The 11,647-nt window shown below is 40.1% G+C and carries 11 protein-coding genes and 1 pseudogene; 5 read left to right on the top strand and 7 right to left on the bottom strand.

All coding sequences use genetic code 11. The features are described from left to right. Window positions 1–8: 8 nt before the first annotated feature. The 3 genes from I6F42_RS17255 to I6F42_RS17245 form a co-directional block, all read right to left on the bottom strand. Window positions 9–1,082 carry a homocysteine S-methyltransferase family protein gene (locus I6F42_RS17255; RefSeq protein ID WP_166378502.1) on the bottom strand — a complete coding sequence of 358 codons (1,074 nt, stop codon included), beginning with the start codon at window positions 1,080–1,082 and terminating at the stop codon, window positions 9–11. After that, window positions 1,072–2,019: a homoserine O-succinyltransferase gene (gene metA / locus I6F42_RS17250; RefSeq protein WP_010555178.1), complete on the bottom strand. Its 948-nt coding sequence runs from the start codon at window positions 2,017–2,019 to the stop codon at window positions 1,072–1,074. The genes I6F42_RS17255 and metA overlap by 11 nt, the downstream gene beginning before the upstream one ends. A 215-nt stretch (window positions 2,020–2,234) precedes the next feature. Then, window positions 2,235–2,882, bottom strand: coding sequence for a porin family protein (locus tag I6F42_RS17245; RefSeq protein ID WP_010555179.1), 648 nt, complete (start codon window positions 2,880–2,882; stop codon window positions 2,235–2,237). A gap of 333 nt (window positions 2,883–3,215) precedes the next feature. Here I6F42_RS17245 and ettA point away from each other — a divergent pair, with 333 nt between their 5' ends. The 5 genes and pseudogenes from ettA to I6F42_RS17220 all read left to right on the top strand — a co-directional run bounded on the left by ettA (window position 3,216) and on the right by I6F42_RS17220 (window position 7,683). Beyond that, window positions 3,216–4,889 carry an energy-dependent translational throttle protein EttA gene (gene ettA / locus I6F42_RS17240; RefSeq protein WP_007581203.1) on the top strand — a complete coding sequence of 558 codons (1,674 nt, stop codon included), beginning with the start codon at window positions 3,216–3,218 and terminating at the stop codon, window positions 4,887–4,889. Between the two features lie 156 nt (window positions 4,890–5,045). Next, complete coding sequence (locus tag I6F42_RS17235) at window positions 5,046–5,414, top strand: PilZ domain-containing protein (protein ID WP_007581201.1); 369 nt, start codon at window positions 5,046–5,048, stop codon at window positions 5,412–5,414. Window positions 5,415–5,467: 53 nt separating this feature from the next. Continuing rightward, the gene (locus I6F42_RS17230; protein WP_197152895.1) at window positions 5,468–6,376 is read left to right on the top strand and encodes a histone deacetylase; all 909 of its coding nucleotides are present in this window, start codon (window positions 5,468–5,470) and stop codon (window positions 6,374–6,376) included. A gap of 62 nt (window positions 6,377–6,438) precedes the next feature. Continuing rightward, window positions 6,439–6,936, top strand: coding sequence for a TlpA disulfide reductase family protein (locus tag I6F42_RS17225; protein WP_010555182.1), 498 nt, complete (start codon window positions 6,439–6,441; stop codon window positions 6,934–6,936). Between the two features lie 82 nt (window positions 6,937–7,018). Further along, window positions 7,019–7,683: pseudogene (locus I6F42_RS17220) on the top strand (hypothetical protein). Window positions 7,684–7,783: 100 nt separating this feature from the next. Here the strand turns inward: I6F42_RS17220 and cyoE are convergent. Genes cyoE through cyoB form a run of 4 tightly spaced genes read right to left on the bottom strand, consistent with a single transcriptional unit; the run spans window position 7,784 to window position 11,645 of the window. Then, window positions 7,784–8,668 (bottom strand): heme o synthase, encoded by an 885-nt coding sequence (gene cyoE / locus I6F42_RS17215; RefSeq protein ID WP_010555184.1) that lies wholly within the window; start codon window positions 8,666–8,668, stop codon window positions 7,784–7,786. Window positions 8,669–8,677: 9 nt separating this feature from the next. Further along, entirely contained in the window at window positions 8,678–9,034 is a 357-nt protein-coding gene (gene cyoD / locus I6F42_RS17210; protein ID WP_010555185.1) for a cytochrome o ubiquinol oxidase subunit IV, read from the bottom strand. Then, window positions 9,034–9,660 (bottom strand): cytochrome o ubiquinol oxidase subunit III, encoded by a 627-nt coding sequence (gene cyoC / locus I6F42_RS17205; RefSeq protein WP_010555186.1) that lies wholly within the window; start codon window positions 9,658–9,660, stop codon window positions 9,034–9,036. Before cyoC ends, cyoD begins: the two co-directional genes overlap by 1 nt. Continuing rightward, window positions 9,657–11,645: a cytochrome o ubiquinol oxidase subunit I gene (cyoB, locus tag I6F42_RS17200; protein WP_007581166.1), complete on the bottom strand. Its 1,989-nt coding sequence runs from the start codon at window positions 11,643–11,645 to the stop codon at window positions 9,657–9,659. The genes cyoC and cyoB overlap by 4 nt, the downstream gene beginning before the upstream one ends. Window positions 11,646–11,647: the final 2 nt, after the last annotated feature.

Raw genomic sequence — 11,647 nt, 5'->3', positions numbered from 1 at the left:
CTGGCTCCTTAATTTAAGTTACAGGCTTCAAGGCCTGATAAACGCATGCGTACTTCAAGCTCTGGTAGTTGCCGTGGTTTAACGCCCGCTAAACCTTTTGCAAAAGCGCGAATATGCGCAGGCGTGGTGCCACAGCATCCGCCTACTATATTAATAAAGCCCGATTTACCCCAATCGATAATTTCGGTTGCCATATCGCCCGCTTCTAAGTCGTATTCACCAAACTCATTTGGTAAGCCCGCATTAGGATGTACCGATGTAAAGGTTTCGCACACGCGCGATAACTCTTCTACATACTGGCGCAGTAAATCAGGACCAAGCGCACAGTTTAGACCAATTGAAATAGGCTTAATATGGCGAATAGAATTATAAAATGCTTCGGTTGTTTGCCCCGAAAGCGTACGGCCAGAGGCGTCGGTAATAGTACCCGAAATCATAACTGGTAATTTACGACCTGCTTGTTCAAAGGCTTCTTCTACGCCAAACGAGGCGGCTTTTGCGTTAAGGGTGTCGAATATAGTTTCGATTAGTATTAAATCGGCGCCGCCTTCCATTAATGCAAGTGTTGATTCAATATACGCAGTAACCAGCTTATCAAAGGTGACATTTCGGTAACCCGGATCGTTTACGTCTGGCGAAATTGAACACGTTTTAGATGTCGGCCCTAAAACACCGGCTACATAGCGTGGTTTTTCTGGCGTTTTAGCCGTAAATTCATCGCAAATTGCGCGTGCTAATTTAGCCGACTCTAGGTTTATTTCACGACTTAAGCTTGCCATGTCGTAATCTTCCATCGAAATAGTGGTCGAGTTAAACGTGTTGGTTTCGATAATATCGGCGCCCGCTGATAAAAAACCACGATGAATATCAGTGATTAAATCGGGCTTGGTTAGGCTTAATAAATCGTTATTGCCTTTAATTAATACATGCCAGTCTTTAAAACGCTCTCCGCGATAGTCTTCTTCTTCTAGCTTATGATCTTGGATCATGGTGCCCATAGCGCCATCTAAAATTAAAATGCGTTCTTTTAATGCGGCGCTTATTTCGGCTTGCTTATTATTTGTAGGAGCGTTATTCGGCATAGTTGTTAGTCCTCACGTCTTGGCTAACTAAATTAATATCATACGGTGTGGTTTGGTACACGTAGTAATTTAACCAGTTCGAAAAAAGTAAAAAAGCATGGCTTTGCCACGTTTTTGAAGGTTGTTTGGTTGCATCGTCATCCGGAAAGTAATTTTCGGGTTTTGGTGCATTAGGGCTTTTTTTACAATCGCGGTCGTATTCTGCTTTTAGCGAGTCGGCGTCGTACTCTGGGTGGCCGGTTATAAACACTTGGCTACCTGATTTATTTTTAAGTAAGTAAGCCCCTACTCGCTCAGAACCTGCCAGTACAACTAGCTCATCACAGGCGTTTATTTTATTTATATCAATGTGGCCATAACGTGAGTGCGGTACTAAAAAGGTGTCGTCGAATCCGCGAGTCAGTGCGCCGTGATCAAAGTAACATTGGTGGGTAAATACACCACACAGTTTGTCGTCTTTTAAATCACGCTTTAAATTGTAACGGTGATATAACGCTGCATGTGCTGCCCAGCACGAAAATAACGTAGAGGTAACGTGTTGCTCAGCCCAATCAATAATGACCTTTAGCTCATCCCAATACGCTACATCGTCGTATTCTAAATGCGCAAGTGGCGCGCCAGTTACTATTAATGCATCGTAATTGTTGTCTTTAACCTCAGAAAAATAACGATAAAAGGTATCAAGGTGCTCTTCTGAATTGCTGCTACTGCGGTGAGTGTCGAGCCGCAGTAGTTCTACGTTTACTTGCAAAGGCGAGTTGGCAAGCAAGCGAATAAACTGAACTTCGGTTTCTACTTTATTAGGCATTAAGTTTAAAATAGCCAAACGCATTGGGCGTATTTCTTGCGTTTTTGCACGTGTTTTTGGCATTACAAATACGTTTTCTTGACGTAAACGTGCAATTGCCGGCAACTCGTCTTTTACTGTAATTGGCATATTTTTACTCCTGCTCATAAAAACCGAAAGTTAATTATGAACTGAAAGTAAAAAATATCAACCTCTAGATGTATAGATGTCTAAATGAAATTTATTCATTCTATTAAATTAGGATTTACCGAGGTGGTATGTATGAGGAAAAACGCCTCTATTATAAAATAACCTGCTTTAATATTTTGAAGTAGCGCTACTAAAAACGAGTAGCGCATATACAGTTAAAAACGGTAAACCACAGATAAATTAAGTGCGTAAATATCGCCTTCATCTGTATCAAAATATTGGTATTCAGCGCTTAATTGCCAGCGTTGAGTTAACCTAAAGTCAACGCCAGTTCCATACGTTACGCCGCCTTCGTCGTAGTTTTGCTCAGTTATTAACGTAGAATTTTTATCTGTACCAGTTATTGATTCTGCAAGGTTTTTTAAGTCGCCTTCATTGTAACTTAATTTATTTCTACCATAGCCACCAAATAAAAACACATCAGCTCGAGATGAAATTGGATAATTAGCTTTTACAAATATACTTGTTTGCAAATCAAGGCTTGAATCGATTTCGCTCTTAATGAATTCTGAGCTAAGCGAACCGTCCTGTGGGTTCTGAGTATAAACAATTCCGTTTAGAGGAGCTGACTCATCATTTAACCCAAAACCTATACGCCCTTCTAATGCAAAGTATCGCGAAAACTGATATCCAAACCGGCCATAAAGCGTTGTAAACTGTATGCTATCACTCTCGTATACATCAATTTGCGTAGACCCTATCCCTATTCCTTGGTAATAACCATTTACGTGGAGTATGTCTGCTTGGCTCGAAAATGAGTATAAACCTAAAAGTAACGCTCCTAACTTTGTAACTATTTTCATGTTCATTCCTTTAAATCTTTGTAATATTTAATAATATGATGTCTAACAACAAACTAAGTGTGGCCTGCCTATATAACTTGCTTATACTTTACAACTTGTAAATATACTGTACCACTTTTGTTAAAAATGGAATGTATTTGAACAATATAAAACAATAGATTACAGAATTTTACATAATAGAAATCCTGTAATAGTAGTGTTTTAAACGAGCAATCAAAACAAAGTACCGCTTAGGTAAGCGTATTGTTCTATACAGCATTCGTTGACTGTTTCACCTGTCAGCCACTACAATACAACATTGAAATTTTTATTATTATTTGAAGGCTTTCCTCCATGGTTTTACCTGATAAATTTATATTCTCGATGAGTCGAGTATCTAAGGTTGTGCCACCTAAGCGCACTATCTTAAAAGATATTTCGTTACACTTTTTTCCTGGCGCTAAAATTGGTGTGCTTGGTTTAAACGGTTCTGGTAAATCTACGTTACTACGTATTATGGCCGGTGTTGACCAAGATTTTGAAGGTGATGCACATCCTCAGCCTGGTACAAAAATTGGTTATTTACCGCAAGAGCCTGTTTTAGACGAAAGCAAAACAGTTCGTGAAATTGTTGAAGAAGCTGTTGGCGAAGTTAAACACGCACTTAAACGTCTTGACGAAGTGTATAACGAATACGCCATGGAAGACGCTGACTTTGACGCACTTGCAAAAGAGCAAGGCGAGCTTGAAGCTGTTATCCAGGCGCACGATGGTCACAACATCGACAACGTTTTAGAACGTGCTGCTGATGCACTTCGCCTACCAGAATGGGATGCTAAAATTGAGCACCTTTCAGGTGGTGAGCGTCGTCGTGTTGCTATATGTCGATTATTGCTTGAAAAACCAGACATGCTTATTCTCGATGAACCAACTAACCACTTGGATGCTGAGTCGGTTGCATGGTTAGAGCGCTTCTTACACGATTACGAAGGCACTGTTGTGGCGGTAACGCATGACCGTTACTTCCTTGATAATGTAGCGGGTTGGATATTGGAGCTTGACCGTGGTGAAGGTATTCCATGGGAAGGTAACTACTCTTCTTGGCTTGAACAAAAAGATGCGCGCTTACAGCAAGAACAAAAATCTGAAAAAGCACGTCAAAAATCAATTGCGCAAGAACTTGAATGGGTTCGTTCAAACCCTAAAGGTCGCCAAGCTAAGTCAAAAGCACGTATGGCTCAGTTTACTGAAATGCAGCAGTCTGATTACCAAAAACGTAACGAAACTAACGAGATGTTTATTCCACCTGGCCCGCGTTTAGGCGACCAAGTGCTTGAAGTAACTAATCTTCGTAAGAGTTTTGGCGATCGCGTTTTAATTGACGATTTAAGCTTTAGCATGCCAAAAGGTGCCATTGTGGGCATTATTGGTGCTAATGGCGCGGGTAAATCAACGCTGTTTAAAATGATCAGTGGTGAGCAAAAGCAAGACAGCGGTAGCATTACCGTTGGCGAAAGCGTACACCTTGCTACTGTTGATCAGTTCCGCGACGGTATGGACGAAAGCAAAACTGTTTTCCAAGAAATATCAGACGGTCAAGACGTGCTAAAAATTGGTAACTTTGAGTTCCAAAGCCGTGCGTATGTAAGTCGCTTTAACTTTAAAGGTAACGATCAGCAAAAGTTTGTTAAAGACCTATCAGGTGGTGAGCGTAACCGTTTACACCTTGCTAAGTTATTAAAAGCTGGCGGCAATGTGTTACTACTCGATGAGCCAACCAATGACTTGGACGTTGAAACACTACGCGCACTAGAGAACGCTATTTTAGAGTTCCCTGGTTGTGTAATGTGTATCTCGCATGACCGTTGGTTCCTTGACCGTATTGCTACGCACATTTTAGATTACCGCGACGAAGGTCAAATTAACTTCTTTGATGGTAACTATACTGAATACGAAGAGTGGCTTAAAAAGACACTAGGTGCAGCAGCAACTGAACCTAAACGTATTAAGTACAAAAAAATTGGTTAATCTTTACTGTAGCTAATTTATTACAGTAAAACTAAGCCCTGCATTTATGCGGGGCTTTTTTATGCCACCAGCATTACAGGAGCATATCCTGCTAGCATGTAGAGAATTACCCGCTATGCTTAATTTATTATAAAAATAGTAAGGCTAAATTAGGTTATGCAAAATCGTCGTCAGTTTTCTCGTGTTTTATTTTCAACCGATGCACAAGTGATTTTTAATGATCACCAATACCCATGTAAATTACTTGATGTATCTTTGCATGGCGCATTAATCACTAAATGTGATGCTTTTATTGGCAACCAAAATAGCCAAGCTGTTCTGCGTTTTTCGCTGCCTCAAAGCGAAATAGAAATAAAAATGGAGGTTGTGGTGTGCCATATAGAAGCGGATCATATTGGTTTAAAGTGCCACCATATTGATATAGACAGCATTACTTATTTAAAGCGTTTAATAGAGCTAAACTTAGCTGATGACGAACTATTACATCGCGAACTCGCTATGTTGATTCACGACACACAAGAATAGACTCATTTGGATTAGTTGATTACCATAGTGCAAACTTTTTAACTTGTGTAAACATGACTTTAAATCCACATTTACCTTTGGTGTATCACCCTAACTACTCGTTTAATTTCGATCCAAAGCATCGTTTTGCAATGAGTAAGTTTGCACATTTATATCAGCATGTAGCAAAGCTTGGTTTGATTGGCGATAACCTGGTTGAGCCAATATTAGGCACGTCAGAGCCACTTGAGCTAATACACTGCGAAAATTACATACATGATTTGTGGAATAACCGCTTAGATGAAAAAGCAATGCGTCGCATTGGCCTACCTTGGTCAAAAGAGCTTATGGCACGTACCTTTACAGCACCTCAAGGTACTTTGCAAACAGCTCGTTTAGCACTTAAACATGGTATAGCGTGCCACTTAGCCGGTGGTACACACCATGCGCATACCGATTTTGGCTCAGGCTACTGCATGGTTAATGATTTAGCCTTTACCACGCAAACTTTAATTGAATCGGGTGAAGTAACTAACGTACTTATTTTTGATTTAGACGTGCACCAAGGTGATGGCACAGCCGCAATGTTACAGCATCAAGCATACGCTTATACTTGCTCTATCCATTGTGAAAAAAACTTCCCTTTCAGAAAATCCGCTAGCGATTTAGATATTGGCTTAGCCGATAATATGAAAGACGACGAATACCTTGCCGTAGTTGACGACACCTTGAGTTATTTACTTAAAGAGCTAAACCCAAGCTTGGTACTTTACGATGCTGGCGTTGATATTTGGCAAGGCGATGGCTTGGGTAAATTAGATATCAGCTGGGATGGCATAGTTAAGCGCGACCATTTAGTGCTAAAACGCTGCCTTGAACACAACACACCCGTAGCCACAGTAATAGGTGGTGGCTACGATAAAGACCACCTTCGGCTCGCTAAACGCCACGCTATTGTTGTTGAGCAAGCAGCTCGCTTTTAGTTTGAAATGAAAATGTTAAATTCCCGTTCTTATTTAATATGTAAAATAAGAACGAACATATTATGAAGCAACTATTTATTGCCATCGCACTAATTTTTATAAGCTTTACAAGCTATTCGCAAGAAGAAAGTACGCAAGAAACATACCCTAAGTTACCTACATTAAATTTACAAATGGCTGATGGATCTACACTCAATACTCAAGATTTATTAGGTCAACCTTACGTTTTGCACTTTTGGGCAACGTGGTGTCCGTACTGTAAAAAGCTGCAGCCAGCACTTCAAAAAATTGATGATATGGGCTTAAAAGTTATTGCCGTGAGCTTTAAAGAAGATGACGATGCTACTCCCGCTAAAACGCTTAGCGATAGAGGTTATACTTTTAAAACAGCCGTAAAAGCCGATGCAATAGCACAGCAATTAGGTATAAGAGGCACACCTACTACATTGTTTGTAAATAAAGAAGGCAATGTAATTTGGCTGACTAATACGTCAAATCCAGAGGACGCAAACCTACATTTAAAAGCACGAACATTGTTGCACTCCATATCTGAACAATAATATAGGTCTAAATTTAGTTTAAAAATATAAGTAATATAAACTTTATACTACAATTTAAGCTCATAAATTAATTGAGATTATAATGCGCTTACTACTTACTTTATTACTAATCACTTTAAGTGGCTTTGCCGCAGCTGAAGAAGAAAAAGCAGAACTTCCACCGGTAGACCCCGCTTACAATGCTGAGCATCCTATGGCTTTGGTTAATCAAGGCTCGTCTATTATTGCAATGAATTTACCACCTATAATTTACCCAATGATGTGCAAGTTGTTTATAAAATAGGAAACCCCGATGTTCCATTTTTAGGCTTTGTTAGAAATGCCGAGTTAATCACCGTAAAGCCACAAGCGTTTAATATTCAGCATTTAATGCGTGGTGAAGAAATTACGATTATTGCCGATATTTACGAGGGTGATTATCAACAAGGTGGTAGTTTAATTTATTCAAAAAAAGAGTTGGTCTTGAGTAAGCAGCTGTATGCCAGAGAACTAAAAGATTTGAGTGAATCATCGCAATGGCAAGACTACGACATGATTACACTAAGCGGCACTGAGCGTATTTATATTCATAAAATTCAAAAAGCGCCGAGCTATAACCATCTTATTTTTGTCGATTTAGTTAATGCGTGCATGCAAAAGCTTCGTACCTCAAAACGTGTCCCAGCTGAAAATGAGCTTACCTATAAATTTATTAATTGCGGCACGCTTAAACCACTTTATTACAATGCTGATGATTTTAAAAAGTAAAAGAGCGAGTATACGAATGTTCAATTATTTTAATATTTAGGCATAAAAAAAGGCTCTTTCGAGCCTTTGGATTAACTTTGGAATAGTCAAAAATTTTAAATTAGGTCAGCGTTAATAGCTGTGGAGCAACGCTATGATAATCAACAGCCATAGCAATGCTTAACGCTGTAATATTAATAATTGAAAATGCGAACACTTTACGTGCCCAGCTACTCATATCAATATTACGACGATAACCACGTAGCGCCATTAGCAACCACCAAAAGCTTGTAATACAAGCAACAGCCATAAAAGCAGCACCTGTGTAGCCAGTAATTGGCAGTAACATCACAACTAAGGCGTATACAGCAATATAAAGCACAATGTGGCGTTTTGCTTTGTCGATACCTTGCGCCACAGGTAATACTGGAATACCTGCAGCTTGGTAATCTTTAAAGCGAAAAATAGCGATGGCGTAAGAGTGCGGCATTTGCCACAAGCTAAACATAACTAGCAGTATTAATGCGCCCATATCGAACTGCCCTGTTACGGCGCAGTAACCTACTACTGGCGGTACAGCGCCAGAAAGACTACCTACAAAAGTGCCATATACTGAGTTACGTTTCATGTAGAGGCTATAAACCCCTACATAAATTACGTAGCCAAAGGCTGCAAAAAATACCGCGGCTTGAGTGGTATAGGCGATAAGTAAACCAAAGCCAATAACGCCCAATAAAATACCGTGGCTAAGTGCAGCAAAGGCCGACATTTCGCCAGTTACTGTTACCCGCGTACGAGTACGTGCCATGGCTACATCTATGTCTCTATCAATTACATTATTGATAGCACAGCCCGATGCAACCACTAGCGACAAGCCAATTAATGTGGCAATCATTAACCATGGATCTATATCACCGCGCGAGGCAAGTAAAAACCCGCCCGCTACGCTGATCAAATTGCCCATAATAATACCCGGCTTTGTCACTGATAAATAACGACGAAACATCTTCAACTCCTAGTACATCATCATTGCGTTAGATTCATAAATGATCCAAACAGATAACCCAACAACCATTACGATGATCAGAGCACTGAATAGGAATGAGAAAGTACTTGCACGGCCATTTTCGGTGGTAAAATTAAGGTGTAAAAAGTACTTTAAATGCACCCAAATTTGTACGATTGCAAAAGTAACAATGCTCCAAAGCGTTGTTGCTTTTGAGAAGTCACCTTCCATAACCATATAAAACGGTATAGCAGTTAAAATTACCGATAGCACAAAGCCAATTAAGTAAGTTTTAACACTGCCATGAGATTCATCATGATGATCACTTTGCGTTTGTTTTAACGCATGCGTTTCGCTGTGGCTCATTACATTGCTCCCATCAAATAAACAACAGTAAATACACAAATCCAAACAATGTCTAAGAAGTGCCAAAATAGGCTTAAGCAGCTTAAACGCGTTACGGTAGCTTTGCCTAGACCACGTTTAGCAACTTCAATCATCATTATGGTCATCCAAATTAGTCCAGCCGTTACATGTAATCCATGTAAGCCGACTAATGAGAAAAACGATGTTAAAAAGGCACTTTGTTGTGGGCCATTACCATGCACAATTAGGTGATGAAATTCGTATACTTCCATACCAATAAACACAGCACCTAAACAAAACGTAACAAATAACCAAGTCAGTGTTAGTGCCTTTTTTTGCCCTTGAGCGGCAATCATGGCAAAGCCAAAGGTAATACTACTAATAAGTAGTGCAGCAGTTTCTACTGCTACAAAGTCGAGTTCAAAAATATCTTTACCCGATACACCACCCGCTGTGTTCATAAATAACACAGCGTAAGTGGCAAAAAACGAGGCAAACAATAGGCAATCGGTCATTAGGTATAACCAAAAACCGAATATGGTGTCACCCGATGTATCGTGATGATCATGCGCGTGGGCATGGTCATCGTGCGATACTGATTCTAAATTTGCAGAAAGTGTATTCACGCTTTTAGCTCCTTAATGCCACTTGAATTATACGCAGCTTCAGTGCGTGCAATTTCATCAGGTTGAATATAGTAATCAACATCGCTGGTGTAACAACGTTTGATAAAGATGGCAATTGCGCCTACTAGCCCAACAACAGCTAACCACCAAATATGCCAAATCATTGCAAAACAGAATACTGTTAAGCTTGCTGCCATTAACACGCCAGCTGATGTGTTTTTAGGCATATGAATAGGGCTATAGTTTGCTTTATCTTGGTATGCTTGGCCTTTTTCTTTCATGTCGGTCCATGCATCAATATCATCGATGTGTGGAATTGTTGCAAAGTTATAAATTTGCGGAGGTGAACTTGTAGCCCACTCAAGTGTGTGGCCGTTCCACGGATCGCCTGTTGTATCGTCAAGCGCTTCACGGTCTCTAAAGCTCACATATAATTGAATTACTTGGCTAACAATACCAAACATAATAATTACAGCACCGCCTGCGGCAATGTATAACCAAATGTTCCAATCTGGGTTGTTAGTGTGGTTTAAACGACGTGTCATACCTAAGAAACCAAGTACGTACAACGGCATAAATGCAACGAAGAAACCGATAATCCAACACCAGAATGATGCTTTGCCCCATTTTTCGTTAAGTTTAAAGCCCATTGCTTTAGGGAACCAAAATACAAAACCAGCAAGGTAGCCAAATACAGCACCACCAATAATGGTGTTATGAAAATGTGCAATTAAGAATAAGCTGTTATGCAGTACGTAATCGGCACCAGGAATAGCAAGTAATACACCGGTCATACCGCCTACGGTAAAGGTAACCATAAAGCCAAGTGTCCAAAGTACCGGTACGCTAATACGTAAGCGACCTCGGTAAATGGTAAATAACCAGTTAAACAACTTAACCCCAGTTGGTACAGCAATAACCATGGTCATTACCCCAAAGAACGCGTTAACGTTAGCACTCGACCCCATCGTAAAGAAGTGATGTAACCAAACAATAAAGCCTAAAATTGAGATTGCACCGCTGGCGTAAACCATCGATTTGTAACCAAATAAACGTTTACCGGCAAAGGTAGAAATAATTTCAGAGAAAATACCAAACGCTGGTAATACTAATATGTATACCTCAGGATGACCCCATGCCCAAAACAGGTTGATGTACATCATGGCGTTACCGCCCAATTCATTGGTAAAGAAGTGGAAATCGAGATAACGGTCAAGCGTTAGCATTGCAAGTACAGCAGTTAAAATTGGGAATGATGCTGCAATTAAGATGTTTGCCCATGTACATGTCCATGTGAAAATTGGCATTTTCATTAGGGTCATACCTGGTGCACGCATTTTAAACACGGTTGCTAAAAAGTTTACTGCTGTTAGAAGTGTACCGAGCCCGGATATTTGCAAGGCCCAAATATAATAATCTACCCCCACCCCAGGGCTAAAGGTCAACTCCGAAAGCGGTGGATAGGCCACCCAACCTGTTTTAGCAAACTCACCAAACACTAGCGACATATTAATTAAAATGGCACCGCTGGCTGTAAACCAAAAGCTTAAGTTATTTAAAAATGGGAATGCAACATCGCGAGCACCAATTTGCAGTGGTAAAACAATGTTCATTAAACCAATCATAAATGGCATAGCCATAAATATGATCATAATTACGCCGTGGGCAGTAAATATTTGGTCGTAGTGTTCAGGTGGTAAATAACCGGGCGCACCACTGGTAGCAAGCGCTAACTGAGCACGCATCATAATGGCATCAGAAAAACCACGGAACAGCATTATTAGTGCTAAAAGAATATACATTACGCCTAAGCGTTTATGATCAACAGACGTGATCCAGTCGCGCCAAAGCACGCCCCATTTTTTATACTTTGTAATAAGCCCGGCAATAATAAGCCCAGCTATAGCAATAACCGACATCGTGAACACAAGAATTGGCTCATGAAACGGAATTGCGTCTATTGTTAGTTTACCTAATAACGACATTA

Origin of the sequence: Pseudoalteromonas sp. SWYJZ12, assembly GCF_015864395.1 — a bacterium.
In the GTDB taxonomy this organism is placed as follows: domain Bacteria; phylum Pseudomonadota; class Gammaproteobacteria; order Enterobacterales; family Alteromonadaceae; genus Pseudoalteromonas; species Pseudoalteromonas arctica.
This window is presented reverse-complemented; position numbering and strand designations above follow the sequence as displayed.